This window comes from uncultured Nocardioides sp., from assembly GCF_947489365.1.
Lineage (GTDB): Bacteria > Actinomycetota > Actinomycetes > Propionibacteriales > Nocardioidaceae > Nocardioides.
In genome coordinates this window covers 49,012-75,335 of record NZ_CANLDB010000010.1, presented here as the reverse complement: position 1 = coordinate 75,335, position 26,324 = coordinate 49,012, and the positions used below count along the sequence as shown (strand labels likewise).

25 protein-coding genes are annotated in these 26,324 nt (G+C 74.4%); 21 read left to right on the top strand and 4 right to left on the bottom strand.

What is annotated here, in order from left to right; translation table 11 throughout:
- The first annotated feature begins 140 nt into the window (after window positions 1-140).
- From Q0858_RS20480 to Q0858_RS20430, 11 genes are all read left to right on the top strand, one after another.
- Entirely contained in the window at window positions 141-1,208 is a 1,068-nt protein-coding gene (locus Q0858_RS20480; RefSeq protein ID WP_299058219.1) for a sugar ABC transporter substrate-binding protein, read from the top strand.
- Window positions 1,205-2,095 carry an ATP-binding cassette domain-containing protein gene (locus tag Q0858_RS20475; RefSeq protein ID WP_299058218.1) on the top strand — a complete coding sequence of 297 codons (891 nt, stop codon included), beginning with the start codon at window positions 1,205-1,207 and terminating at the stop codon, window positions 2,093-2,095. The genes Q0858_RS20480 and Q0858_RS20475 overlap by 4 nt, the downstream gene beginning before the upstream one ends.
- Window positions 2,095-3,360 (top strand): sugar ABC transporter permease, encoded by a 1,266-nt coding sequence (locus Q0858_RS20470; RefSeq protein WP_299058217.1) that lies wholly within the window; start codon window positions 2,095-2,097, stop codon window positions 3,358-3,360. The genes Q0858_RS20475 and Q0858_RS20470 overlap by 1 nt, the downstream gene beginning before the upstream one ends.
- Entirely contained in the window at window positions 3,357-4,844 is a 1,488-nt protein-coding gene (locus tag Q0858_RS20465; protein ID WP_299058216.1) for an FGGY family carbohydrate kinase, read from the top strand. Before Q0858_RS20470 ends, Q0858_RS20465 begins: the two co-directional genes overlap by 4 nt.
- Window positions 4,841-6,316, top strand: coding sequence for an FGGY family carbohydrate kinase (locus Q0858_RS20460; protein WP_299058215.1), 1,476 nt, complete (start codon window positions 4,841-4,843; stop codon window positions 6,314-6,316). Before Q0858_RS20465 ends, Q0858_RS20460 begins: the two co-directional genes overlap by 4 nt.
- Entirely contained in the window at window positions 6,313-6,981 is a 669-nt protein-coding gene (locus tag Q0858_RS20455) for a histidine phosphatase family protein (RefSeq protein WP_299058214.1), read from the top strand. The genes Q0858_RS20460 and Q0858_RS20455 overlap by 4 nt, the downstream gene beginning before the upstream one ends.
- Window positions 6,978-8,012 (top strand): 2-hydroxyacid dehydrogenase, encoded by a 1,035-nt coding sequence (locus Q0858_RS20450; protein WP_299058213.1) that lies wholly within the window; start codon window positions 6,978-6,980, stop codon window positions 8,010-8,012. The genes Q0858_RS20455 and Q0858_RS20450 overlap by 4 nt, the downstream gene beginning before the upstream one ends.
- A 263-nt stretch (window positions 8,013-8,275) precedes the next feature.
- Window positions 8,276-8,734 (top strand): thioredoxin family protein, encoded by a 459-nt coding sequence (locus Q0858_RS20445; RefSeq protein WP_299058212.1) that lies wholly within the window; start codon window positions 8,276-8,278, stop codon window positions 8,732-8,734.
- A gap of 205 nt (window positions 8,735-8,939) precedes the next feature.
- The gene (locus Q0858_RS20440; protein WP_299058211.1) at window positions 8,940-9,395 is read left to right on the top strand and encodes a DUF4395 domain-containing protein; all 456 of its coding nucleotides are present in this window, start codon (window positions 8,940-8,942) and stop codon (window positions 9,393-9,395) included.
- A gap of 56 nt (window positions 9,396-9,451) precedes the next feature.
- Window positions 9,452-10,300: a sulfurtransferase gene (locus tag Q0858_RS20435; protein WP_299058210.1), complete on the top strand. Its 849-nt coding sequence runs from the start codon at window positions 9,452-9,454 to the stop codon at window positions 10,298-10,300.
- Entirely contained in the window at window positions 10,300-10,605 is a 306-nt protein-coding gene (locus tag Q0858_RS20430) for a DUF1416 domain-containing protein (protein ID WP_299058209.1), read from the top strand. Before Q0858_RS20435 ends, Q0858_RS20430 begins: the two co-directional genes overlap by 1 nt.
- A gap of 76 nt (window positions 10,606-10,681) precedes the next feature.
- Here the strand turns inward: Q0858_RS20430 and dtd are convergent, their stop codons facing one another.
- The gene (dtd, locus tag Q0858_RS20425; protein ID WP_299058208.1) at window positions 10,682-11,110 is read right to left on the bottom strand and encodes a D-aminoacyl-tRNA deacylase; all 429 of its coding nucleotides are present in this window, start codon (window positions 11,108-11,110) and stop codon (window positions 10,682-10,684) included.
- Between the two features lie 21 nt (window positions 11,111-11,131).
- On the bottom strand, window positions 11,132-11,494 hold the full coding sequence (locus Q0858_RS20420; RefSeq protein ID WP_299058207.1) for a DsrE family protein: 363 nt from the start codon (window positions 11,492-11,494) through the stop codon (window positions 11,132-11,134).
- Window positions 11,495-11,517: 23 nt separating this feature from the next.
- Between Q0858_RS20420 and Q0858_RS20415 the strand changes: the two genes are divergently transcribed.
- Window positions 11,518-12,024, top strand: coding sequence for an FABP family protein (locus Q0858_RS20415; protein ID WP_299058206.1), 507 nt, complete (start codon window positions 11,518-11,520; stop codon window positions 12,022-12,024).
- 71 nt (window positions 12,025-12,095) lie between these two features.
- Here the strand turns inward: Q0858_RS20415 and Q0858_RS20410 are convergent, their stop codons facing one another.
- A complete protein-coding gene (locus Q0858_RS20410; RefSeq protein WP_299058205.1) occupies window positions 12,096-13,136 on the bottom strand; it encodes a hypothetical protein in 1,041 nt (346 codons plus the stop codon).
- A gap of 250 nt (window positions 13,137-13,386) precedes the next feature.
- On the opposite strand from Q0858_RS20410, the gene Q0858_RS20405 reads away from it, so the two are divergent.
- From Q0858_RS20405 to Q0858_RS20395, 3 genes are read left to right on the top strand one after another with little or no spacing between them, the layout of a single operon-like run.
- Window positions 13,387-14,865: an SLC13 family permease gene (locus tag Q0858_RS20405; protein WP_299058204.1), complete on the top strand. Its 1,479-nt coding sequence runs from the start codon at window positions 13,387-13,389 to the stop codon at window positions 14,863-14,865.
- Complete coding sequence (locus Q0858_RS20400) at window positions 14,862-16,385, top strand: ATP-binding protein (protein WP_299058203.1); 1,524 nt, start codon at window positions 14,862-14,864, stop codon at window positions 16,383-16,385. The genes Q0858_RS20405 and Q0858_RS20400 overlap by 4 nt, the downstream gene beginning before the upstream one ends.
- Entirely contained in the window at window positions 16,382-17,584 is a 1,203-nt protein-coding gene (locus tag Q0858_RS20395) for a glycerate kinase (protein ID WP_299058202.1), read from the top strand. The genes Q0858_RS20400 and Q0858_RS20395 overlap by 4 nt, the downstream gene beginning before the upstream one ends.
- Before the next feature lie 4 nt (window positions 17,585-17,588).
- Here Q0858_RS20395 and Q0858_RS20390 read toward each other — a convergent pair whose 3' ends face one another.
- Window positions 17,589-18,431: a DUF3626 domain-containing protein gene (locus Q0858_RS20390; protein WP_299058201.1), complete on the bottom strand. Its 843-nt coding sequence runs from the start codon at window positions 18,429-18,431 to the stop codon at window positions 17,589-17,591.
- Between the two features lie 214 nt (window positions 18,432-18,645).
- Between Q0858_RS20390 and Q0858_RS20385 the strand changes: the two genes are divergently transcribed.
- From Q0858_RS20385 to Q0858_RS20360, 6 genes are all read left to right on the top strand, one after another.
- Window positions 18,646-20,454 (top strand): sulfatase-like hydrolase/transferase, encoded by a 1,809-nt coding sequence (locus tag Q0858_RS20385; protein WP_299058200.1) that lies wholly within the window; start codon window positions 18,646-18,648, stop codon window positions 20,452-20,454.
- A 114-nt stretch (window positions 20,455-20,568) separates the two neighbouring features.
- A complete protein-coding gene (locus tag Q0858_RS20380) occupies window positions 20,569-22,392 on the top strand; it encodes a sulfatase-like hydrolase/transferase (RefSeq protein WP_299058199.1) in 1,824 nt (607 codons plus the stop codon).
- A 30-nt stretch (window positions 22,393-22,422) separates the two neighbouring features.
- Entirely contained in the window at window positions 22,423-22,845 is a 423-nt protein-coding gene (locus Q0858_RS20375; RefSeq protein WP_299058198.1) for a Fur family transcriptional regulator, read from the top strand.
- 47 nt (window positions 22,846-22,892) lie between these two features.
- Window positions 22,893-23,861 (top strand): folate-binding protein, encoded by a 969-nt coding sequence (locus tag Q0858_RS20370; RefSeq protein WP_299058197.1) that lies wholly within the window; start codon window positions 22,893-22,895, stop codon window positions 23,859-23,861.
- Window positions 23,862-24,030: 169 nt separating this feature from the next.
- Window positions 24,031-24,468 carry a hypothetical protein gene (locus Q0858_RS20365; RefSeq protein WP_299058196.1) on the top strand — a complete coding sequence of 146 codons (438 nt, stop codon included), beginning with the start codon at window positions 24,031-24,033 and terminating at the stop codon, window positions 24,466-24,468.
- A gap of 29 nt (window positions 24,469-24,497) precedes the next feature.
- Window positions 24,498-26,288, top strand: a complete 1,791-nt coding sequence (locus tag Q0858_RS20360; RefSeq protein ID WP_299058195.1) for a DUF4012 domain-containing protein — start codon at window positions 24,498-24,500, stop codon at window positions 26,286-26,288.
- The last annotated feature ends 36 nt before the right edge of the window (window positions 26,289-26,324 follow it).

The following is a 26,324-nucleotide window of genomic DNA, read 5'->3' as shown; positions in this document are numbered from 1 at the left end:
AGGGGTGAGGTGCGCTCACACAGCACAGCGACGGACCGGTTCCGCACACGGTGCGTGTGCGATTCGCCGGGCTCCGTTGACCCGCCGCTCGGCGGTCCGTTCTGGTGTGCCGTACGTCACAACGAATGACCGGAGGAACCATGAACAGGCTCGTCGTCGGATCGCTCGCCACCGTCCTGGCCGTCACCACCCTCGCCGCGTGCGCCGAGGAACCCACGGCAGCAGGGGGTGGCGACGCCGAGAGCGCCACCGTCGCCTTCCTGATGCCCGACCTCGCCTCCACCCGCTACGAGGAGTACGACGCCCCGCTCTTCGAGGCCCGGATGGGCGAGCTGTGTCCCGACTGCGACGTGATCTACCAGAACGCCGACTCCGACGCCGCGCTCCAGCAGCAGCAGGCGAACTCGGCGATCACCCAGGGCGCGAGCGTCATCGTCCTCGACCCCGTCGACTCCGCCGCGGCCGCGACGATCGTGCAGAGCGCGCAGTCGCAGGGCGTCAAGGTCATCGCCTACGACCGCCCCATCCCCGACCGCCCCGCCGACTTCTACGTCAGCTTCGACAACGAGGCGATCGGCGCGAGCATCGCGCAGTCGCTGGTCGACGAGCTCGACGCCACCGGCGCCGAGGGCGGGATCCTCCAGGTCAACGGCAGCCCCACCGACGCCGCCGCCGGCCTGATCCGCGACGGCGTCGACAGCGTCGTCGACGACAGCACCTACGGCGAGCTCGCCGAGTACGACACCCCGGACTGGCAGCCCGAGCGGGCCCAGCAGTGGGTGAGCGGGCAGATCTCGCAGTTCGACGGGCGCATCGCCGGGGTCGTCGCCGCGAACGACGGCACGGGTGGCGGCGCGATCGCCGCGTTCAAGGCCGCCGGGGTCGACGTGCCGCCGGTGACGGGCAACGACGCCGAGCTCGCCGCCGTCCAGCGCATCATCGCGGGCGACCAGTTCAACACCATCTCCAAGCCCATCAAGATCGTCGCCGAGGCCGCCGCCGACGTCGCCTGGGCCCTGGTCCAGGGCGAGACGCCCGAGGCGACCGACGAGCTCTTCGACACGCCCACGCAGCTCTTCGAGCCGACCGTCGTCACCCGCGACAACCTGAACGAGGTGATCTTCGGACCCGAGGGCGTCCTCGACCCTGCCGAGGTCTGCACCGGCCCCTACCGCGAGGGCTGCGACGAGCTCGGGATCGAGCAGTGAGCGCCCCGGTCGCGGAGCGCGCCACCCCGGCGGACGCCGCCGGCCCGCCGCTGCTCTCGCTGCAGGGCATCAGCAAGAACTTCGGCGCGGTGGCCGCGCTGACCGACATCGACCTCGACGTCCGCGCCGGGGAGGTCGTCGCGATCGTCGGCGACAACGGCGCCGGCAAGTCGACGCTGGTCAAGGTCCTCGCCGGGGTCCACCCCGCCACGCAGGGCCGGGTCCTCGTGGACGGCGAGGAGGTCACCCTCGGCTCGCCGGTCGCGGCACAGCGTCTCGGGATCGCCACGGTCTTCCAGGACCTCGCGCTCTGCGAGAACCTCGACGTGACGGCCAACCTCTTCCTCGGCCACGAGATCCGTCCGTTCGCGCTGGACGACGTGGCGATGGAGGTGCGGTCGTGGGAGCTGCTGAAGGAGCTGTCCGCCCGCCTGCCGCAGCTGACCCTGCCCGTCGCGTCCCTCTCGGGCGGCCAGCGCCAGACCGTGGCGATCGCCCGGTCGCTGCTGGGCGACCCGCGGGTGATCGTCCTCGACGAGCCGACCGCGGCGCTCGGCGTCGCGCAGACCGCGGAGGTGCTCAACCTCGTCGAGCGGCTCCGGGAGCGGGGCCTCGGCGTGGTCATGATCAGCCACAACATGGAGGACGTCCGCGCCGTCGCCGACCGCGTCGCCGTCCTCCGCCTCGGCCGCAACAACGGCGAGTTCGACGCCCAGGCGGCGTCCTCGGAGGAGATCGTCGCCGCGATCACCGGCGCCAGCGACAACGTCGTGTCCCGCCGCTCGGCACGCCGCAGCGCGGCCGCCGGTGACGCCACCGGCACGCCGGGTGCGACCGGCGCGGCGGACGCAGCGCCCACGCTCGAGAAGAAGGAGGAGGAGCACTGATGGCCCAGGACACCGTCGTCCCGCCCGAGTCCACCCCGCGCGCCCTCGACCGCGAGGACGAGCGGCTCGCCGCCCCGCCGCAGACGCTGATGGACGGCGTCCGCGCCTCGCTGGCCCGCGCCCGCGGGGGCGACCTCGGCGTCATCCCCGTGGTGGCCGGCATCGTGGTGATCTGGACCGTCTTCCAGGTCCTCAACCCGGTCTTCCTGTCCAGCACCAACCTGGTCAACCTGGCCTTCGACATGGTGCCCGTCGGCATGATCGCGCTCGGCATCGTCTGGGTGCTGCTCGTCGGCCAGATCGACCTGTCGGTCGGCTCGGTCAGCGGCGTCTCGGCGGCCCTCATGGCCACCGTCCTCGTGCTCGACGAGCAGCCGCTGGTCCTCGCGCTGGGCGCGAGCATCCTCCTCGGCGTCGTCGTCGGCTGGGCCTACGGCCAGATCTTCAACCGCGCCGGCGTCCCCAGCTTCGTCATCTCGCTCGCCGGCCTGCTGGCCTTCCTCGGCGTCCAGCTGTGGATCCTGCGCGGCCAGAACGCGATCAACCTCGAGTACGACTCCGCGCTGGTCAGCTTCGCCCAGCTCTGGTTCGTGCCCGCCCCGCTCGCCTACGTCCTCGCGGTCCTCGCGGCCGGCGGCCTGCTGGCCGTCTCGGCCTCCCGCGCCCGGCGTCGCCACGCGGCCGGCCTGTCGGCGCCGTCGATGCGTTACCTCGTCACCCGCAGCGTGCTGCTGCTGGTGGTGCTCGCGTTCGTCGTGTCCTACCTGGGCCGCACCCGCGGGCTGCCGTGGATGTTCGTCTTCTTCGTCGGGGTCGTCCTGGTCATGCACTACGTGCTGACCCGCACCGCCTTCGGCCGCTCCGTGTACGCCGTCGGCGGCAACGCCGAGGCCGCCCGCCGGGCCGGCATCAACGTCCGCCGCGTCTACACCACGGCGTTCGTCATGTGCTCCACCCTCGCCGCGGTCGGCGGCGTCCTCGCGGCGTCCCGCCTGGCGGCGGCGAACCAGTCGACCGGCACCGCCGACGTGAACCTCAACGCCATCGCCGCCGCGGTCATCGGCGGGGTCAGCCTCTTCGGCGGCCGCGGGACGGCGTTCGCGGCGCTGCTCGGGATCGTCGTCATCCAGTCGATCTCCAGTGGACTGACGCTGCTGAACCTCGACTCGTCGTACCGCTTCATGGTCACCGGCGTGGTGCTCCTGCTCGCGGTGGCCCTGGACTCCGTGGCCCGTCGGTCGCGTATGGCGAGTGGTCGCGCATGAGCGCCGGCGCAGGGCGCCTGAGCGCCCTCGGCATCGACGTCGGGACGACGGTCGTCAAGGCCGTCGGCTACGACGAGCAGGGCGCGGAGGCGGCCGTCTCGCGCGGCGCCGTCCCCGTCGACCGGCCGCGGGCCGGGTGGGCCGAGCAGGACATGGGCGCGGTGTGGGCCGCGGTCGTCGAGGCGGTCCGCGCGGTCGTCGACGAGGCCGGCTCGGCGCCGGGGCTGCTCGCGCTCACCGCGCAGGGCGACGGCGCCTGGCTGGTCGACGCCGACGGCGCCCCGACCGGCCCCGCCCCGCTGTGGAACGACGGCCGCGCCGCGCAGGTGCTGGCCGACTGGACCCGCACCGGCGTCGAGGAGGAGTTCGCCGCGACCACCGCCTCCCGGCCCTCGACGGGCATGGCTGCGCCGCTGCTGGCCTGGTTCCGCGACCACGACCCCGACCGGCTGGCCCGCTCCGCGAGCGTGCTCAGCTGCAGCGGCTGGGTCTTCTCCTGCCTGACCGGCGAACGCGTCACCGACCTGTCCGGGGCCCTTAGCCTGCTGGACGCCGACCGGCGCGACTGGTCCGACGACCTCCTGGCCGCCACGGGGCTCGTCGAGCACCGCGGGCTGCTGCCCGAGCTGCGCGGCGACGACGCCCGGGTCGCCACGCTGCTCGAGGGCGCCGCCGCCGAGCTCGGCGTGCCGGCGGGCACCCCCGTCGTCCTCGCGCCGTACGACATCGCGGCGACCGCCATCGGCGCCGGCGCGGTCGAGCGGGGCGCGGCGACGTGCATCCTCGGCACCACGCTGTGCCCCGAGATCGTGGTCGAGAAGGTCCCGGCCGGGGTCCGCACCGGCATCACCGTCGCCTCCGGGACGCCCGGGCGCTGGCTCCGCGCGTTCCCGACGATGGCGGGCGGCGACGTCCTCGAGTGGGCGACCCGCACCCTCGGGGCGGCCGACGTCCGCGAGCTCGTGGCGCTGGCCGCCGACAGCCCGCCTGGTGCGCGGGGTGTCACCTTCCTGCCCTACCTGAGCCCCGCCGGCGAGCGGAACCCGTTCACCGACACCGCCGCCCGTGGGTCGGTCCACGGGCTGAGCTTCGACGCCGAGCGACCGGACGTCGCCCGCGCCGTCCTGGAGGGTCTGACCATGACCATCCGCGACTGCCTCGCCGTGGCCGACCAGGCGCCCCGCTCGCTGGCGCTGTGCGGCGGCGGGACGGCGAGCGCCACGTGGGTGCAGCTCATCGCCGACGTCACGGGCCTGACCGTGCGCCGCTGCGCCGACACCGAGGTCGGCGCCCGCGGCGCCGTCCTCGCCGGCCTCGTCGCCACCGGTGCGGAGCCGGACCTGTCGACCGCCGCACGCCGGGTGCCGGAGGCGGGCGAGCCCGTCGAGCCCGAGACGGGGGCGGCGGCGCACTACGACGCGGCGTACGCCGACTTCACCGCGCTGCGCGAGACGGTGCGCCCGACGTGGGGGACCACGCGGTGACCGAGTCCTGGATGGGCATCGACCTCGGCACGCAGTCCGTGCGCTGCCTGGTCGTCGACGCGACCGGGCGGGTGCTGGGCTCCGGCTCCGCGGGCCTCCCGGAGGTCCGCGACGGCGTGGAGCACACCCAGCACCCCGACGACTGGTGGGAGGCCGTCGTGGCCGCGGTGCGCGGTGCGGGGGAGGAGGTGGCGGCCGCCGGGACGACGCTGGGGGTCGTCCGGGCGGTCGCCGTCGACGCCACCTCGGGCACGGTCGCCCTGCTCGACCGTGCCGGTGCGGCCATTGGCCCGGCGCTGATGTACGACGACGCGCGGGCGACCGGGGAGACCGAGCGGGCCGCGGACGCCGCGCGCGAGCTGGGTCTCGAGGGCCCCACCGCAGCCCTGGCGCGGGCGATGTGGCTGCTGGGCCGCGACGACGCGCCCGCGGGGGCGCAGGTGGCCCACCAGGCCGACGTGATCACCCGCCGCCTCGTGGGTTCACCGGTGCCGACCGACACCTCGACGTCGCTGAAGTCCGGTGTCGACCCGGTCGCCGTCGCCTGGCCCGCCGGGCTGCTCGACGCCGCGGGCGTGGACCGCGCCGCGCTGCCGGACGTCGTCCTGCCCGGCACGGTGCTCGGCACCGTCGGCGCCCAGGCGGCGCGGGAGACCGGCCTGCCCCGCGGGACGGAGGTGGTCGCCGGGATGACCGACGGCTGCGCCTCGCAGCTCGGCGCGGGCGTGGTCGGGGTGGGGGACTGGAACAGCGTCCTCGGCACCACGCTCGTCCTCAAGGGGGTCACGGCCGCCCGGCTCGTCGACCCCGCCGGGGTGGTCTACTCCCACCGCTCGTCCGACGGGTCCTGGCTGCCCGGCGGTGCCTCGAGCGTGGGGGCGGGGCTGGTGTCCCGCGACTTCGGCGGCGCCGACCTCGACGACCTGTCCCGCGCCGCCGAGCGCGTGCTGCCGACCCCGGTGCTGCGCTACCCGCTGGTCTCGCCGGGGGAGCGGTTCCCGTTCCGGGCGCCCGACGCCCGGGACCTCGTCCTCGGTGAGCCCGCCGACGAGGCCGAGGCGTTCGCCGCCCTGCTGCAGGGGGCGGCGTACGCCGAGCGCCTGTGCCTCGACCTGCTCGACTCCCTCGGGGCGCCCCTGGACGGCGACGTGGTCGTCACCGGCGGCGCGTCGGCCAACGAGGTCTGGACGCAGCTGCGCGCCGACGTCCTCGGCCGTCCGCTGCACCGCGTCCGCCTCGCCGAGCCCGCCCTCGGGATGGCCGTCCTGGCCCGGGGCCGGGGCAGCGACCTGGGGACCGCGGCCGCGGAGATGGTCGAGCGGGTCGCCGTGGTCGAGCCGCGCCGCGACACCGGCGGCCGGCCCGCCGAGGACCACGTCGCCGGCTACCGGCGGCTGGTGGACGAGCTGGAGGGCCGCGGGTGGCTGCCCGCGGACCTGGCGGCACACGCGAGGAGGAGGAGCGAGGGATGAGCGGGACCGAGCAGACCCGGGTGGTGCTGGTGCGCCACGGGGAGTCGCAGTGGCACGCCGAGAACCGGTACGCCGGGAGCAGCGACGTCGGCATGACGGACCGTGGCCACGCGCAGGCCGAGGACCTCGCGACCTGGACGCGCGCCGCGCGCCCCGACGCGGTCTGGTGCTCCCCGCAGACGCGCGCCCACGAGACCGCGCTGCCCAGCGCCGCCGCGCTCGGCGTCGAGCCCGTCGTCGACGCCCGCCTGCGCGAGCTGGACTTCGGGATCGCCGAGGGCCTCACCCGCGACGAGATGCGCGAGCGGTTCCCCGACGACCTCGAGCGGTTCGTCGACGACCCCGTCGCCGGGCGCTTCCCCGGCGGCGAGGAGCCCGCCGACGCCGTCGTCCGCTTCACCGCCTGCCTCGCCGACGTCGCCGCCCACCACCGCGGCGGGCGGGTGCTCGTCGTCGCGCACTCGACCGTCGTCCGCCTCGTGCTGTGCTCGCTGCTCGGCATCGACCCCGCGCGCTACCGCGACGTCATGCCCGGGCTCGGCAACTGCACGCTCACCGAGGTCGCCCTCGACCCGACCGGCAGCCGGGCGGCCCTGCTCACCTACAACGCGCCCCCGCTGGAGACCGTCGCCGCGGCGGGCCGTGGAACCGGAGGATCCCGATGACCATCTCCCGTGTGCTCGCGGCCGGGGACGGCTTCGTCCTGCCCGGCCTGCTCGCCGACGCCGCCCGGGACGCCGTCCCCGGTGTCGAGGTCACCGAGCTCGAGCTGCCCTGGCCGCACACGCCGTTCGGTCCGGTGGCGGAGGTCCACGAGGCCTCCGACGTCGAGGACGAGCTGATCGAGGCGCTCCAGGGGGTCGAGGCCTGCCTGACCCAGATGGCGCCGCTCACCGAGCGCGTCCTGGAGTCGTGCCCTGACCTGCGCCTGTTCGGCGTCGGCCGCGGCGGCCCGGTGAACGCGAACCTCCAGGCCGCCACCCGTCACGGCGTGACCGTCACCTTCGCCCCCGGCCGCAACGCCAGCGCCACCGCCGAGCACACCGTCGCCCTGATGCTGGCGGCGTCGCGGCGGATCCCCGAGGTGCACGCCGAGCTGCGGGCGGGGGTCTGGCGCGGCGACGGGTACGCCTGGGACCGCGTCGGCCCCGAGCTCGCCGGCAGCACCGCCGGCGTCGTCGGCCACGGCGCCATCGGCCGCCGGGTCGCGCGGATCCTCGCGGCGTACGGCGCCGACGTCCTCGTCGCGGACCCCTTCGCGTCCCCCGAGGACCTCGAGGTCGGCACCCTCGTGGAGCTCCAGGAGCTGTTCGCGCGGTCGACCTTCGTGACCGTGCACGCCCGCGCCACCCCGGAGACCGAGGGGATGGTCTCCGCCGCGGCGCTCGCCTCGATGCCCGAGGGCGGCGTGGTCGTGAACTGCGCCCGCGGCTCGCTCGTCGACCAGGACGCCGTCTGCGACGCCCTCGACTCCGGCCAGCTGTTCGGCGCCGCCTTCGACGTGTACGCCGTCGAGCCCCCGCCCCCCGGCGACCGCCTCCTCACCACCCCCGGCGTCGTCCTCACCCCGCACCTCGCCGGCGCGAGCCGCCGTACCGCCCTCACCGCCGCCGAGATCGTCGCCGCCGACCTCGCCCGCGTCTCCCGCGGCGACCGCCCCGAGCACTGCGCCAACCCCGACGTCCTCGACGGCTGACCTCGGCCCCAGGAGTCCCGCAAGCCCCGCCCGTCGCTCGCGCCTCGCACGTCTCGTGTGTCTCGTGTGTCTCGGGTGTCTCGCGGGTCCCTGCGTCCTCCGGTTTCACCAGCCGGCCCGCGAAACCCCGTCCAGGCGCACGAAGTTTCGTCAGCCCGGACGGGGTTTCACCAGCCGGCTGGTGAAACCCGAGGCGGGTGAGGCCCCTGTGACTCGACCCGAACGGCGGCAATAACCCCGGCCCGTATGGCGTTGGGCCCACCATGACCGGTACGTGGATCCTGCTCGGCGCGCTCGCGCTCGCCGGCGTGCTCGCGGTGTGGCACCGGCGGGTCAACGGGCGGTTCAGGCCGACCGCGGAGGCCGAGCGACCGGAGGAGAAGGCCGTCGAGCCCGTCCTGGACGAGGTGACCTGGCAGTCCCTGGGCGCCGAGCCGGGGGAGCGGGCGACGCTGCTGCAGTTCTCGTCGGCGTTCTGCGCGCCCTGCCGCGCCACGCGGGTCACGCTCGGTGACGTCGCGAGCCGCGTGCCCGGCGTCGCGCACGTCGAGGTGGACGCCGAGAAGCACCTCGACCTCGTCCGCCGCCTCAACATCCTGCGGACGCCGACCACCCTCGTCCTCGACGCCGACGGAGCCGAGGCGACCCGGGCCTCCGGCGCCCCCACCCGCGACCAGGTCCTCGGCGCCCTGTCCCAGATGTCGGACACCAGGTCCGCATGATGAGACCCGAGTACGACGCCACCCGAGCCGCGCCCTACGGTGGAGGTGTGTCCACGACCATGCTGACCCGCCGACGCGCGGTGGACCACTGCCGCGTCCACTCGGCGCTGTGTCGCATGCGCTGAGCCGGCGCCGAACTCTGCCCTGATCCAGGAGCACCCGGCACGGCTGCCACCGCCCCCGTCCGGACGCACTCAGGAGAGCCATGTCCCGCACCACCTCGTCGCCCAGCGACCCGCGCGCCGCGCGCTTCGCCGCCGCCCTGACCAGCCTCGTGCTGGCCGTCGTGCTGCTGCTCGGCGAGAGCTGGGTCGGTACGGCGCTGCTCGTCCTCCAGGCGGCCGTCTTCGCCGTCGGCACGTTCGTCGGCCCGCCCGCGACGCCGTACGCCGCGCTGTACCGCAGCGCGGTCCGCCCCCGGCTGGCCCCGCCCGCCGAGCCCGACCACCACGCCGGGGCCCCGCAGCGCTTCGCCCAGGCCGTCGGTCTGGGCTTCACCGGGGTCGGGCTCGCGCTCGTCCTCGTCGGCGCGACGTTCGTCGGCCACCTGTTCGTCGGCCTCGCCCTCGTGGCCGCCCTGCTCAACGCCGCCGCGGGCCTCTGCCTCGGCTGCGAGATGTACCTGGTCGCGCGCCGCCTCCGCGGCGCCCGCACCGCCTGACACCAGCTCCACCCCGACACACGCACGACACCCAGCACCCCAACGAAAGGTCGCCCATGAGCCGCGAGTCCGCTCTCGTCACCACCCAGTGGGTCGAGGACAACCTCGACACCCCGAACGTCGTCCTGGTGGAGGTGGACGAGGACACCGCCGCCTACGACAAGGGCCACATCAAGGGCGCCATCAAGCTCGACTGGACCACTGACCTGCAGGACCAGGTGCGTCGCGACGCCATCAGCTCCGAGGGCTTCGGCAAGCTCCTGAGCGAGAAGGGCGTCAAGAACGACGACACCGTCGTCCTCTACGGCGGCAACAACAACTGGTTCGCCGCCTACGCGTACTGGTACTTCAAGCTCTACGGCCACGACGACGTCAAGCTCATGGACGGCGGCCGCAAGAAGTGGGAGCTCGACTCCCGCGAGCTCGTCTCCGACGAGGTCACCCGCCAGGCGACGACGTACACCCCGAAGCCCGCCGACCTTGCGATCCGCGCCTTCCGTGACGAGACCGTCGAGGCCATCGGCACGAAGAACCTCGTCGACGTCCGCAGCCCCGACGAGTACGCCGGCCGGCTGATGGCCCCCGCGCACCTCCCGCAGGAGCAGGCCCAGCGCGCCGGCCACATCCCGACCGCCGCGAACGTCCCGTGGTCCAAGGCCGCGAACGACGACGGCACGTTCAAGTCCGACGACGAGCTGAAGGACATCTACACCGAGGCCGGCGTCGACTGGAGCAAGGACACCATCGCCTACTGCCGCATCGGCGAGCGCTCGAGCCACACCTGGTTCGTCCTCCACGAGCTGCTGGGCCAGGAGAACGTCAAGAACTACGACGGCTCCTGGACCGAGTACGGCTCCCTCATCGGCGTCCCCGTGGTCCTGGGCGACGAGCGGGGTGAGGCCTGATGTGCGGCGCCACCGAGGGTGGCCTGTCGCTCGACGGCATCGACGTGGCGAAGGAGGCCATCATCCAGGGCCAGGTCCTGCGCGGCGGCGAGGGTGGCGAGCCCGTCGGCAACGCCTACGTCCGCCTGCTCGACCGCACCGGTGAGTTCACCGCCGAGGTCCCGACCTCCGCGTCGGGCCACTTCCGGTTCTTCGCCGGTGACGGCGACTGGACCCTGCGCACCCTGGCCCCCAAGGCCGACCCCGTCGACGTGCGCGTCGCCGCCAAGACCGGCGTCGTCGCCGAGGCGGTCGTCGCGATCTGATCCGGCACCACCGGCCCGTCGTCCCCTCGGGGGCGGCGGGCCGCTGTCGTTCGTGCGTCCCGAGGCTGCGCAGGTCTCAGGGCGTGTCGAGCACCAGCGTCACGGGCCCGTCGTTGACGGACTCCACGGCCATGTCGGCGCCGAACACCCCGCGGGCGACCGTGGCGCCGAGCCGCTCGAGCTCCGTGCAGAGGGCGTCGTACAGCGGCTCGCTGACGGCGCCGGGCGCCGCGGCGTTCCAGGTCGGACGACGACCCTTCCGCGCGTCGCCGTACAGCGTGAACTGGCTGACCACCAGCAGCGGTGCGTCCGCGTCGGAGGCGCTCTGCTCGTCGCGCAGGATCCGCACGCCCCACAGCTTGCGGGCCATCCACTCGACCTGGGCCGGGCCGTCGTCGTGGGTCACGCCCAGCAGCACGAGCAGGCCCGGGGCCTCGATCGCGCCGACCACCTCGCCGTCGACGGTGACCGAGGCGGACGTGACGCGTTGGACGACGGCTCGCACCCGCTCATCCAAGCAGTGGCCTCAGTAGACGAGTGCCTGCGCCCCGTCGCGCAGCGCCTCCTCCACGAAGGTCGCGGAGCCCGCGACCCGCACGCCCGGGACGACGTCGTCGGCGGTGATCCCGCGACGGTCGGCGCACTGCGTGCAGACCGTGACCGTGCCGCCCGCGACCACGGCGGCGAGGAGGTCCGCCAGCGGCGACGCGAGGGGCAGCTCGAACGCCTCCGCGCGCCCCGGTACGCCGAACCAGGCGGCCTCCCCGGTCAGCCACAGCGACACCTCGGCGCCGGCGGCCAGCGCGGTCGCGGCCACCGTGAACCCCTGGTTGCAGCGCTCCGGGTCCTCGGCGCCGCAGGTGACCTTGACGACCAGCGAGCGCGACATGGCCCGACCCTAGACTTCACCGCATGGCCTTCGAGCTCCCGTCCGACCTGCACCCGGACGTCGCCCCCCTTGCCTGGCTGCTCGGCACCTGGCGCGGCAACGGGCACGGCGACTACCCGACGATCGACGCCTTCCAGTTCGGCCAGGAGCTGATCTTCACCCACGACGGGCGACCGTTCCTGCACTACATGGCCCGCGCGTGGATCGTCGACGAGGCCGGCGAGAAGGTCCGCGACGCCGCCATCGAGACCGGCTTCCTGCGCGGGACGTCGGACGGCAAGGGCACCGCCCAGGTCGAGATGCTGCTGACGCACAACACCGGCTTCGCCGAGATCTGGTACGGCGAGGCGTCCGGCGGCAAGCTCGAGCTCACCACCGACGGCGTGATGCGCACCGCCACGGCCAAGGAGTACGTCGGCGGCTCGCGGCTCTACGGCAACGTCGAGGGCGACCTGCTCTACGCCTTCGACATGAACGCCGTCGGCCAGGAGCTGCAGCCCCACACCTGGGCCCGCCTCCAGCGCGCCTGAGGCGCCGGGACGGCGACGACCCGACCCCGCACGAGGCGGAGCCGGGTCGCGTCAGGAGGGCAGGGGGGACGTCAGCCCTTGTCGGCCGCCTTCAACAGGTTCGGCACGTTCTTGTCGAAGTACGGCGTCGCGATGAAGGAGTTGTCGGCCGGGCCGAACGAGGTGATCCCCCGCAGCTGGCCGACGTCCTTCTTGGTGTTGTAGCCGGTCACCCAGGGGCCGCCGGACGAGCCGCCGCCGAAGCCGCAGCCGGCGACGGCGCGGTAGGAGTAGGTCTCCCAGTCGATCTTCTCCGACTTCTTGGCGCAGGTCTTCTGCACCTCGCCGTTCGCGATGTTGCCGGGGTAGCCGAAGACGCGCAGGTTCAGCGCGTACTCGCCACCGACGGTCAGGCCGTTGCCGCCGACGGCGCCGACGACGGTCTGCTTCTTCTTGTTCCTGCCCAGGCGGGCGAAGGCGAAGTCACGGTTGAAGCCCGCCGCGCTGGCGCCGTTGTCGACCCAGTCCTGCATGGCGAAGCCGTTGGTCGCGGCGAACGCCCCCTTCGGGGCCTTGCCGCGGTTGTAGCCGGGCACGAACACCCAGTTGGACGCCCACTCGCCGGTGGGTCCGCCGCCGTGCAGGCAGTGGCCGGCGGTGGAGACCACGGACTTCGACGTGCTGTTGATCGCCGCGGCCGAGCAGATGAAGTTCCCCTGGCTGTTCGAGAAGAACACCTTGCCGGCGACGGAGGAGAACGGCGCCGCGGCGCGGGCCGCCCCGCCGGTCGCGGCGACCGGCTTCGTGACCTGCCGCAGCGGGGTGGTCTCGACCTCCTCGGCCGCCTCCCGCAGGTCGGCGGCGGTGTACGACGGGGTCTCGACCGGGGTGGCCGCCCGCATGCGGGCGGGCGTCCAGTAGTCCAGGACGGCCCGCTGCGGCGACGTACGACGGGCCGCGGCGGCGAGGTCGTCGCTGACGCCCATCTCGTGGGCGGCGATCCCGGGGGACTCGGCGTCGGCGGCCGGGGCGCCGGCGCCTGCTCCGGTGGCGCCGGCGGCGGGCGCGAGGCCCCCCAGGACGGTGAGCGCCACCGCCGGGATCGCGAGGCGGACGAGGGTGCGGTGACGCATGGGGAACCTCCAGCTCGGTGCGCGACACGACGTCGCGGATCAGGCCGACGCCCGGTCTGCGCGGACCCTTCCCGCACCGTCGGCGAGGCAGAGACTGGCACCACGACCGGTGGGTCGGCCAGGGAATTAGGGGCCCGTCCGTGACGGCGGATGAGACGACGATGACCGCCCGATGAGAGTCCTCTCATGAAGGCCCCCGGAGGGCCTCGTGAAGGGGGTCCGCGGGCGCTGCGACACCTACCGTTTTCTGATGCCTTCCCCCGAGTTCCTCGAGCTGACACCTGCCGGTCGCCCGGCGGGTGCGACGGCTCCGCGGCCGCTGCCGCCGCCCCGGCGAGGGGTGCGCCAGCGCCTCGACGGCGTCGTCCGGCCGTTCGCGTGCGTGCTCGTCGTGGTGGTCCTCGTCCAGCTGCCCCGCTCGCTGGAGGACGACGCCCGCGCGGCCCTGCTCGCGTTCGGGGTCGCCGTCGTCCTGTGGTCGACGACGCGGCTGCCGGCCGCCTGGGTGGCGCTGGCCTGCGCCGTCGGCCTGGTCGCGCTGGGCGGCGCCGAGCAGGAGGACCTGTTCGCCGCACTCGCCGCGGACGTCGTCTGGCTGATGGTCGGCGCCTTCGTCCTCGGCGGCGCGATCCGCGCCACGGGGCTGGCGGGCCGGCTCACCGCCGTCCTCGGCCGACGGGTCCGCACGGTCGGCGGCGCGACGTGGGCGGTGACGGCGATGCTGGTGCCGCTGTCGCTGCTCATCCCCTCGACCTCGGGCCGGGCGGCGGTCATGCTGCCGGTCCACCGGGCCCTGACCCGGGCGCTCGACGACCGGGCGGTCACCCGGGCGCTGTCCCTCCTCGTCCCCGTCGTCGTCCTGGTCTCGACGATCTGCACGCTCGTCGGCGCCGGGTCGCACCTCATCGCCGTCGACCTGCTCGACGACGCCACCGGCGAGTCGATCTCCTTCGCCCGGTGGCTGGTGTGGGGCGTCCCGTTCGGGGTCGCGGCCAGCGCGATCTCCTGCTGGGTGATCGGCCGGCTGTTCCTCACCGCCGACCTGCGTCGTACGCCGCTCTCCCTGCCGCCCGCAGAGCGCCGCCCGCTCGACGGCGCGGAGCAGCGCACCCTCCTCGTGACCGCCGTGATGGTCGCGCTGTGGTCGACCGAGTCCGTGCACGGCCTCGAGGTCGCCTTCGTCGCGCTCGCCGGGGCGGTCGTCCTCACGGCGCCGGGCGTCGGCGTCCTGCCGTGGAAGGAGGGCGTCGCCGCCGTCTCCTGGAACCTCGTGGTGTTCGTCGGCGCCGCGCTCGTGCTCGGCGAGGCGCTGGTCGACACCGGCGCCGCCGCCTGGCTGGTCGAGCGCCTGTTCACCTTCTCCGGCATCGGGCGGACCGAGTCCGTGCTGCTGGTGCTCGTCGTCCTGGCGCTGCTGACCCTGACCTCGCACCTCTACATGACGTCCCACGCCGCCCGGGCCGCCGCCCTCGTCCCGGCCGTGCTGTCGCTCGCCGCCTCGCTCGACCTCGACCCGGTCGCCGTCGTGTTCATCGGCACCGTCGGCATGGACTACTGCCTGACCCTCGCGGTCAGCAGCAAGGCGCTGCTCCTCTACTCCGAGCTGGAGGAGGAGACCTTCGAGCCGGCCGACCTGATGCGGCTCTCGGCGGTCCTGCTGCCGGTCCACGTCGTCCTCATCGTCGTGTTCTACCTCGGCTGGTGGCAGTGGACGGGGATGGCCCTGTGAGCGCCCGGACGACGGGGGTCGGCCGCAGGAGCCTGTCGCGACGCCTCGCCGCCACCTTCACCGCCCTCGGCGTGGTCGGGGTGCTGGTGGTCGGCGTCAACGGCTACACCCTGACCCAGTGGCGCGCCTCCGAGCAGGAGCAGGAGCGGCACTACCTCCGCAGCCTGCGGCTCATGGAGGCCCGGGCGCTGACGTTCGAGGCGTTCAAGGAGGTCCCCGACTCCACGCTCGGCGGCGACCCCGACGCCCGGCAGGACTACCTCGAGCGCACCGACGGCATCACCGCCGTCCTCGACGAGTGGGCGTCGCTGGCCGAGGACGCCGACGAGGAGCGGGAGGTCGACGAGGTCCGCGCCGCGGCCGGCGTCCTCGACGACCGCGCCGACCGGGTCTTCGACCTCGTCGAGCAGGGCCGCCAGGGCGCGGCCCAGGGGGAGCTGGAGCGCGTCGAGGAGGAGGGTTTCGAGCCGTTCGACGCCGTGACCGACGCCGCGGTCGCCAGCGACGAGGTGAAGCGCGAGGAGGTGCGCGAGGAGGCCTCGGCCGCCCGTCGTACGGCGAGCATCGCCCTCGTCGTCGCGGGCCTCGGCGTCGTCTCCCTGCTGCTGCTCATCGGCGCGTTCCTCGCCGGCGGCGTCTTCCGGCCCGTCCGAGACCTGCACCGCGGCCTGTCCGAGCTCGCCGGCGGCCGCACCGGCGTCCGGCTCCCCGAGGGCACCGACGACGAGATCGGCCTGCTGAGCCGCGACTTCAACCGCCTCGCCGAGCGCCTCGAGGACGCCGGCGGCACCGACGCGGCTCCCGGGGAGCAGGACCACGGGGCGGACGGCGCCGGCGGTGACGACGCCCGCCTCGTCCTCGCCCGCGTCGTGTCCGGCCTGGGCGACCAGGTCGCCGCGGTCGCCGGGTCGCTCGGCGCCGACGACGCGGCGAGGCTCACCGCGTCCGTCGCGGCCGCCCACCTGGCCGTGGACCGCCTCGGCTCGCTCAGCTACCCCGTCGACCTCGACCTGACGGTCGTCGACCCCGCCGCCCTGCTCCACGAGGTCGTCGGCCGCGTCTCCGACGAGCTGGTACGACGCTCGGTCGCGCTCAGCATCGACGCGAGCGACCTGCCCTCCCCGCTGGTCGCCGACCGGGCCCGGCTGCGGGAGACGCTGTCCGAGCTGGTCCGCAACGCCCTCGACGCCCTCCCCGAGCGCGGCGGCTCGCTGGCGCTCCGCGCCCGGGGGCTCGACCACGGCCCGGACGCCGGGCTCGCGCTCGAGGTCGTCGACGACGGCGCCGGCTTCCGCCGCGCCGACGTCGAGTGGCTCCACGACGGCACCGCCCGACCCGACGAGACCCGCGGCGTCGGCCTGCGCCTCGCCGCCGCCGTCGTGGAGCAGCACGGCGGCCGCCTGCAGCTCGGCCCCGGCCCCGAGGGCCGCGGCACCACCGCCCGCGTCGTCCTGCCCCCCGACCCCCGCCCGCACCCCCTGCCCCGTCCCCGCCCCGCCCCCCGAAGGAGCACCCCGTGAGACTGCGTGTCCTGATCGCCCCGTCCGGGTTCAAGGAGAGCCTCAGCGCCGAGGAGGTCGCCGACTGCGTCGCCTCCGGCGTCCGCCGCGCCGTCCCCGACGCCCTCATCGTCAAGACCCCCGTCCCCGACGGCGGGGAGGGGTTCGCCCGCACGCTCGTCAACGCGGTCGGCGGGACCCTGCACGACGTCACCGTCACCGGACCGCTCGGCGAGCCCGTCGACGCCTACTTCGGCCTCCTCGACCCCACCCCGGGCCCCGACGGGGAGGTGCCCCCGCCGACCGCCGTCCTCGAGATGGCCGCGGCCGCCGGGCTGCAGCACGTGCCGCGCGACCAGCGCGACCTGCTCGGCACCACGACGTACGGCGTGGGCGAGCTGCTCGTCGCCGCGCTCGACGCCGGCGCGCGGCGCGTCCTGATGGGGTGCGGCGACTCCGGCACCAACGACGGCGGTGCGGGGATGGCCCAGGCCCTCGGCGCCCGGCTGCTCGACGCCGACGGCGAGGAGCTCGGTCGCGGCGGCGGCGAGCTCGCCCGCCTGAGCAGCGTCGACCTCGACGGTCTCGACCCGCGGCTCGCCGGCGTCGAGCTCGAGGTCGCCTGCAACTGGGACAACGTGCTGACCGGCCCGCGCGGCGTCGCCCGCGTGTTCGGGCCGCAGAAGGGCGCCGACGAGGCCACCGTCGTCGCGCTCGAGCAGGCCCTCGAGACGTACGCCGCCGTGCTGGCCCGCGACACCGGGCACGACGTCCGCACGTCCCCCGGCTCCGGGGCTTCCGGCGGTCTCGGCGCCGGGGCGCAGGCGCTGCTGGGCGCCGTCCTGCACCCCCGGTTCGACGTCATCACCCGCTACCTCGACTTCGACGCCCTGCTCGGCCGGGTCGACCTCGTCATCACCGCGGAGGGCGCGATCGACCGGCAGAGCGCCCGCGGCAAGGTGCCGGCGGAGGTGGCCCGGCACGCCGGTGAGCGGGACATCCCGATCATCGCCCTCACCGGCACCGTGGGGGAGGGCGTGCAGGCTGCGCTCGACGCCGGCCTCGACGCGTTCGCCTCGATCCTCACCCGGCCGCAGACCCTCGAGCAGGCCCTCGACGAGGTGCGCGACTCCTTGACCACCTCCGCCGAGCAGACGATGCGCCTGCTCCTGGTCGGCCGCCGTCTCGCGTGGCAGGAGGCGGAGACCCGGGCCGGGTGAGTGCTCAGTCCGCGGTCGGCTCGTCGGTCGCTCGGCCCTCGTGGGTGTGGGGCGCCCGCCCGAACCGGGCCAGGTAGTGCCAGAGGTGCTTGAGCGTCCGCGGAGCGACGTCGTCGCGGCGTGCGGCCTCCCCGAGCGTCAGCGGGGTCAGGTCGCCGCCGAGCGAGTGGGCGAGGGCTACGGCCTCCGGGCCGCGGTAGGCCTCGTCGAGGTCGTCGGCGCTCACCCGGAACCCCGGGTGGAACTCGATCGGGCACCCCAGCCGGTGGGCCGCGGTCTCGATCGGCGACCCCGCGTAGCACGGGTCGAGGACCACGGCCGCCACGTCGACGGAGAACATCACCGGTCCGTGGACGTGGGCCTCGACGTAGTCGTCGAGGGCGTCGATCCTGCCCCGGTCGGCCTCCTCGTCGGCCTCGCGGGTGAGCTCCTTGAGCTTGGTGGCGTCAACGACCCGCTCGGGCCCGTGGGCGGAGTCGGGGTAGCAGAACGTGGACCGGTCGATGAGGCCGGACCGCAGCCGGATGTACGCCGACCCGAAGCGCGGGCTCGCGCCGTACGGGCTCTCGGTGCGGTTCCACGCGCCGTACACCGGTCGCGAGCGGGCCGACCGGTCGTCGTACCGGCCCTCGAAGAGCCGGCTCTCCCACAGCCAGCGGTCGCCGCCCTGGACGGCGGTGAGACCGCCGTTGGAGCTGCCGGTGACGAACTGCGAGAGGTACCGGTCGTCGGCCACCATCGAGTCGACGACGGTCCCGCGCTGGCTCGGCCAGTCGGGGTGGAAGTGGAGCGTGATGGCGTGAACCCGTCGTGCACCCGGGAGCGGTCCGGAGCTGCGGTCGCGCATCGGCCCCCCCATCGGGCAGCGCCACCGACACGTGCCGGGGCGCAGGACCGACACTACGTCTCCGACGACCGTGCGGCGGTGTGGAGCGGGGTGGCAGGATCGCCGCGCCCGGTGCGGGGACGGTCGCCGGGCGCGGCAGCACGGTGGTGACGCAGCATCGACGTGGGGGCGGGGGCGGCGCGTGCGCGGGACGACGACACCAGACAGGCGCCGGGTGGCCGGTGCCGCGGCCCTGTGCGTCCTCGTGCCGCTGGCCGGCTGCACCGCGGGCGAGCGTGCGGACCCGGCGGCGCAGCCGTCACAGCCGTCGCAGCCGTCGCAGCCGTCCGGGACCCCGCAGACCGACGACCCGCGACCGAACCTGGTGCTGGTCGTGGTCGACGACCTCGGGTGGGGCGACCTCGGCAGCGGGGTGTTCGACGAGGGCCACCCGAACCGGTTCGTCGACACCCCGTCGATGGACCGTCTCGCCGCGCGGGGCACCGTCTTCCCCAACGGGTACGGCGCGCTGAGCTGCGCGCCGAGCCGGATGGGCCTGCTCACCGGGCAGTACCCGCAGCGACCCGACAACGGCCTGTACGGCGGCCTCGACCCCGACACCGTCGCCCCCCGGTACTCCGGCCCACCGCCCCGGCTGCGCGGCATCGGCAACCGGAGCCGCTCGGGAGGCTCGCGCCTGTCGACGGACACCGACACCATCCCCGAGCGCCTGGCGGCGGCCGGGTACTTCACCGCCCACGTCGGCAAGTTCGACGTCACCGGCGGCGCCGACCAGATCACCGAGAAGCACGGGTACGACGTCAACTACGGCGGCGGGCCCGCCGGCAGCCCGGCCACCTACACCGCCCGGCCCGACGGGTCCGGCGGCTGGACCTGGGGCGAGCGGGTCGACGACGGCCTGGACGCCTTCGCCGAGCCCTACACGCCGGCGTACGTCGAGCAGGCGGTGCTCCCGCAGTCGGACGGCGTCGGTGGGGCCGCGGCCCTCGACCTCGCCGGCGGGCCGAAGAACCTCACCGACGCCGTCGGTGACGCGGCGCTGCTCGCCGTCGACGAGGGCGCGGGGACCGGCGGGCCCTTCCTCGTCTCCGTCAACCACTTCGCCGTCCACAGCCCCGTCGACCCCTCCCAGGCGCGGCCCGACCTGCTGGCGAAGTACCGCGAGCGGTCCCGCCCGGGCGACGGCCGCGTGCCGGCGTACGCCGCGATGGTGGAGGGGGTGGACCAGACGGTCGGCCGCCTCGTCGACCACCTCGAGGAGACCCCGGACCCGCGTGCTCCGGGCCGCACGCTCGCGGAGAACACCGTCGTCGTCCTGCTCTCCGACAACGGCGGCCGCGTCCGGTACAGCGGGAGGAGCGACCGGAGGATCGGCGGCGACAACGGCCCGCTGCGCGGCGAGAAGATGCAGCTGTGGGAGGGCGGCATCCGCGTCCCCCTGGCGGCGTGGAGCGGCGACCCCCGGCTGGTCCGGCGGGGAGAGGTGAACCGCTCGATCGTCCACGTCACCGACGTCGCCGCCACCCTCGCCGACCTCGCGCAGGTGCCGGCGGCGGCCCGCCGCGACCTGGACGGCCAGTCCGTCCGGGCCGCGCTCGCCCGGGGTGCGGAGGTGAGCCGTCCGCTGCTGCAGCACTACCCGGCGTACAGCCTGGGCAAGGGGCGCGACCAGCGGCCCGCCACGGTGCTGCGGTCGGGCCGGTGGAAGGTCCGCTACGACTACGAGTCGCGCCGGCTGCGGGTGTTCGACCTCGTCGACGACCTCGGCGAGTCCCGCGACGTGGCGCCCGCGCGACCCGTCCTGACGCGACGCCTGGGCGTCCGGATGGCCGCCGAGCTGGACCGGTTGGACACCCCGCTCCCGACCCTGCGGGCGGACTCCGCGCCCCTTCTCGTCCGGGTGCGACCGGGGACCCTCACCTACGCCGACGACACCCTCGTCCGCCACCGCCGCCCGGCCGTCCTCCGCCTCCGGGCGGGCGACGAGGTGCCGGTGGTCGTCGCCCCGGCCCCGCAGGACTGACCCGCCCGCTCACCGATCGGCCGTGCCTTCCGGCACCCACGAGACAACAATGCCCGGTTCGGCGTCGGCGCCGTGGATGATCGTCCGTCGGAAGCAGACGGACAGGAGTGACTGATGGTTCTCGGGGCTCGACTCGGACGGGCGGCCGTCGGGGCGGTGGTCGCGTCGGCGTGCGCCCTGGTCCCGCTCCCGGCGCACGCCGGGGTGGGCGGGGCCAGCGGTGTCGCCGAGGTCGACCGTGCCCCCGCGTCCGCGCCCGCCGCGGACACCCGCCCCAACCTCGTCCTCGTCGTCGTCGACGACCTGGGGTGGGGCGACCTCGGCAGCGGCCTGTTCAACGACGGCCACCCCAACGGCTTCGTCGACACCCCGTCGATGGACCGCCTCGCCGCGCAGGGCACGACCTTCCCGAACGCGTACGGCGCGCTGAGCTGCGCGCCGAGCCGGATGAGCCTGCTCACGGGGCAGTACGCCCAGGGCCCCGACAACGGCGTGTACGGCGGGCTGAACCCCAACTCCGTGCCGCCGTCGTACGACGGGGACCCGGCGACGCTGCGCGGCGTCGACAACCGGAACCCCACCGGCTCGTCCAGGCTGGCGCCGTCCACCCTCACCGTCCCGGAGCGCCTGGCTGACGCGGGCTACTGGACCGCGCACGTCGGCAAGTTCCACGTCACGGGCGGGACCGGCCAGATCACCCGCAAGCACGGGTACGACGTCAACTACGGCGGCAGTCGCGCCGGTGACCCCGGCCGGTACGTCGCCTCCCGGCGCGGGGGCGGCCGGTTCGCCTTCGCCAAGCCCGTGGACGAGACGCTGGACCGCTTCGCGGCGCCGTACACCCGCGACTACGTGCGGGAGAACGTGCTGCCCTACTCGACCGGGGTGTCCCGCGCCGAGGCGCTCCACCTGGCAGGCAGGCCGAAGAACCTCACCGACGCCGTCGGCGACGCCGCCGTGGAGTCCGTGCGCCGTGGGGCGCGGACCGGCGACCCGTTCCTCGTCTCGGTGAACCACTTCGGCGTCCACAGCCCGACCGACGCGGGCCAGGCCCGGCCCGACCTGCTGGGCAAGTACCGGCAGCGGTCCCGGTCGGGTGACGGGCGGGTGCCGTCGTACTCGGCGATGGTCGAGGGGGTCGACCAGACGGTCGGCCGGATCCTCGACGAGCTGGGTGAGCGGCGCGACCCGCGGGCGCCCGGCCGCACCCTGGCCGACAACACGCTCGTCCTCCTCACCTCCGACAACGGCGGCCGCCTGAGCCGGGACGGACGCAGCACGCTCGGGGTCGGCGCCGACAACGGTCCTCTGCGCGGCGAGAAGATGCAGCTGTGGGACGGCGGCATCCGCGTGCCCACAGCCGCCTGGAGCGGCAACCCCGCCCTGGTCCGGTCAGGCGCCGTCAACCCGACCCTGGTGCACGTCACCGACGTCGCGGCGACCCTCGCCGACCTCGGCCGGGTCCCGGAGCGACGGCGGCGCGACCTCGACGGGGTGTCCCTGCGGGCGGCCCTCGCGGAGGGGGCCGAGGCGCGCAGGTCGCTGCTCCTGCACTACCCGGGCTACAGCCTCGGTCGCGGCCGCGACCAGCGCCCCGGCACGGTGCTGCGCTCCGGACGGTGGAAGCTCAAGTACGACTACGAGACCCGGCGGCTGCGGTTGTTCGACCTCGAGCGGAACCCGGCCGAGGACCGCGACCGGGCCGGCGCCCGGCCCGACCTGACCCGCCGGCTCGGGGTGGAGATGGCCACCGAGCTGGAGCGTCTGGACACCCCGCTCGCGACCCTGCGGGAGCAGGGCGCCCCGCTGCGCATCCGCGTACGACGGGGAGCCGTGTCGTACGCCGACGGCACCCTGGTCCGCCACCGCCGGCCGACGACGATCCGCGTCGCCGCCGGCGACGAGGTCCCGTTCGTGGTGGGTGCCGCGCCGCGCTGAGCCCCGCGGCTCCGGGACTACGATCGGTCCATGACCACCGAGCCCCAGGACGACTGGCGCCAGCGCCTGCGCGGCCAGGGCTACCGGCTCACCCCGCAGCGCGAGCTGATCCTCGCCGCGGTGGACGCCCTCGGTCACGCGACCCCCGACGAGGTCCACGCGGAGGTCCGCAAGTCGTCGTCCGCCGTCAACGTCTCCACGGTCTACCGGACCCTCGAAGTCCTCCAGGAGCTCGGCCTGGTGCGCCACACGCACCTGTCGGACCGCGCCCCGACGTACCACTCGGTGTCCGACCACGAGCACTTCCACCTGGTCTGCCGGAATTGCGGCAAGGTCACCTCCGTTGACGCCGACGTGGCCCGCGGACTGGTCGAGAGGCTGACCGCGGACCTCGGCTTCGTGCCCGACATCGGTCACCTCGCGCTGCACGGCCACTGCGCCGACTGCGGCTGACCGGGGCCGACCACCCGGGCCGCCACCACCTCCAGGAGGCTCCACCGATGCTCGACCTTCCCGGCGCCGTGTCCGCCGACGCCCCCGACGCCGCCGTCGCGGCCCACTACGGCTCCTTCAACGGCGAGCAGCGCAGGCTGGAGGCGGGGGAGGGGTTCGTCGACCTGTCCCACCGCGACGTCCTGCGCGTCACCGGACCCGACCGCCTCACCTGGCTCCATGCGCTGACCACCCAGCACCTGCTCCAGCTGCCGCCGCGCCGCTGGACCGGCGTCCTCGTGCTGTCGCCGCACGGCCACGTCGAGCACGCCATGACCGGCTACGACGACGGCGAGACGTTCTGGGCCCACACCGAGCCCGGCGCCGCCGCAGCCCTCGTCGGCTGGCTGGACTCGATGCGCTTCATGTCCCGCGTCGAGGTCGCCGACGTCACCGCCGAGCAGGCCGTCGCCTGGCGCCCCGCGGCCGTCGCCAAGGCCGTGGAGGCCGGCGCCGCCGCGGACGACTGGTACGCCGGCTACGAGCTCGTCCCGCGCGACCAGCTCGCGGCGTACGCCGAGGCCGCCGGCCCCGCCGCCGGGCTCTGGGCGTTCGAAGCGCTGCGGATCGCCCGCGGCGAGCCCCGCCACGGCCTCGACACCGACCACCGCACCATCCCCAACGAGGTCGGCTGGGTCGGGCCCGCCGTCCACCTCGACAAGGGCTGCTACCGCGGCCAGGAGACCGTGGCCCGCGTCCACACCCTCGGCCGCCCGCCCCGCCGGCTCACGCTGCTCCACCTCGACGGCTCCGAGAACCGCCTGCCCACCCGCGGCGCCCCGCTGATGGCGGGGGAGAAGACCGTCGGCGTCATCGGCACCTCCGCCCGCCACCACGAGCTCGGCCCCATCGCGCTCGCCCTGGTGAAGCGCAACGTCGACCTCGCCACCACCCTGGACGCCGACGGCATCCCCGCCGCGCAGGAGACGGTGGTCGACCCCGAGGTCGGCCTGCACGTGCGTCCGAAGCTGCGCTGAGCGGTGGTCAGCTCCCCCCGGGGGGTCGCGGCCCGAATCGCAAGATTTCCCCAAGGCGCACAGCGAAAGCCCCTCCCTGCAGGCCCCTGAGGTGAACGACGCACGACATTTCAAGACTGATGGTGGACTCAGGCCGGTTGTGTCCTACTGTTCTCGCAACACCACCATCATGGGGAGTCCTGAAGTGAAGAAGTTCGCCGTCAGCGTCATCGTTGCGCTGCTCATGTCTGCCGGTCTCGTCGCTGCGTCCACGGCGACCGCCTCGGCCGCGCCTTACCCGCCGCCGTTCGAGACCAACTGCAACGCGACCTCGCAGGGTGCGGTGAACCGCTTGGAGCGCCCGCGTCTCCGGGTCAACATCCGGCCCCGGGGCACCAACCGCGCCCCGCGCGGCACCGTCCGCGTGAACTACGTGCGCCGCGACGGTGGTCAGCGCCGCTCGTACTCGCGCGACTACAACGGGCAGCCCACCGTCTACAGCTTCCCCGCGCTGCGCCAGCCGGGTCGCTACTACGTCGTGATCCGCTTCAACCCGCCGCGCGGCTCGGTGTTCAAGAGCTGCACGGACTCGGCGAACCAGTTCGTCCGCAACCGGCCGCGCAGCTGATCGCTCGATCCGACCGCTCCCCACGACCGATGCCTCGTCGCTCCGCGACGGGGCATCGTCGTGCGCAGAGGTCACGGAGCAGGGGTCGGATCGCACTGGCGGTCCTGGCCCCTCTCGGGCTGCTCGTCGCCGCTGCCCTGCTGTGGTTCGGGTGGTCCGGCTACCAGACCTACGGCGACCTGTCCGACGCGCAGGGTGAGGCGTCGCGCCTCACGGCAGCGCTGTCGACCGGGGACGCCGCCGGGGCCCGCGATGCGGGTGCTGCGCTGGAGAGCTCGGCCCGGTCCGCCATGGATCGCACCGACGGGTGGGACTGGGCGGCCCTGACGGTCGTGCCCGGTGTCGGCGACGACGCCGCCGGGCTCCGCGCACTCAGCTCCTCTCTCCACACCCTGGCCGCGGACGCCGTCCTGCCTCTAGCCGAAGCCACGGGTGACCTGGACGGTCTCGCCGTCGACGGCGGTGTCGACCTGGATGTCGTCAGTGAGCTCGGCGAGCCGGTCAGCCAGGGTTACGCCGCCACGTCGGAGGCCGCGGCCGAGGTCCGTGCCGTCGACAGCAGCGGTTTCATCGGACGGCTCCGTGAGCCCTACGACGAGTACGTCGACACGGTCGAAGGACTGGAGTCCGGTCTCGGGGCGGCTGACGCCGCGACCGACCTCCTACCGACGATGGCCGGCGGGGACGGCCCGCGGAACCTGCTGGTCCTCATCCAGAACAACGCCGAGATCCGCGCCACCGGTGGCCTGCCCGGGGCATTTGTCCTCCTGCGCGCCGACGAGGGACGGATCGAGATCACCCGGCAGGGTGGCCCGCGCGACTTCGAGGGCGACCTGCCCGAGCCGATCATCCCGCTCACCGACGCGGAGACCGCGATCTTCAGCGAGAATCTCGGCACGTTCTTCCAGGACGCGAACTTCACCCCCGACTTTCCTCGTACGGCGGAGCTGGTCAACGCTCACTGGGAGGCAGCGGGCAGTCCGGACGAGCTCGATGCCGTCATGTCGATCGACCCGGTCGCACTCAGCTACTTGCTGCCGGCGCTCGGTCCCGTCGAGGTCGGCGACGCCACCGTGACGGCCGACAGCCTGGTCGAGGAGCTCCTCAGCCGCCCGTACCTCGAGCTCGAGCCGGAGGCCCAGGACGAGTTGTTCGAGCAGACCGCACGGGCCATCTTTGAGACCGCCGTGACCGATCTGACGTCCCCGGTGGAATTCCTCCGTGGTGCGGCTCGTGCTGGCCGGGAGGGCCGCTTCCTGCTGCACTCCTTCGACGACGAGGAACAGCGCCGGCTTGCAGGCACGCGTGTCGCGGGCGAGCTCTCCGGCGACGACGGCGCCACCCCTCACGTGGACGTCTCTCTGAACGACGCCACAGGGTCGAAGATGTCCTACTACCTCCGGTACGGCGTCGAGGTCAGCTCGGAGGGCTGCAGAGCCGGCGGACAGGTCCTCTCTGGATCGATGCGACTCAGGTCGACCATCGAGTCCGAGGAAGCGGCGGACCTGCCGCCGTCCGTCACAGGTGGGGGCAACTTCGGCACCGATCCCGGCAGCCAGCTCGTGAGCATCACCATCATCGGCCCCTACGGCGGGACCATCGAGCGATTGCGGGTCGGACGCGAGCTCGTGCCGTCCGCGACGATCCCTTTCGACGGCCGTCCCGTCGTGACCGCGGGTGCCCTCTTGTCCTCCACGGATCCCGTCGACGTCGACTGGCAGATGACGACCGGCGCGGGGCAGACCGATGACGTCCAGGTGGGCGTCACCCCGAGCATCGTGCCGGGTGACAAGAACGCGGTGTCCCCGAGCAGCTGCTGATTCGGGCTGCCGCCTCCGAAACGCAGGCTCTGCTCT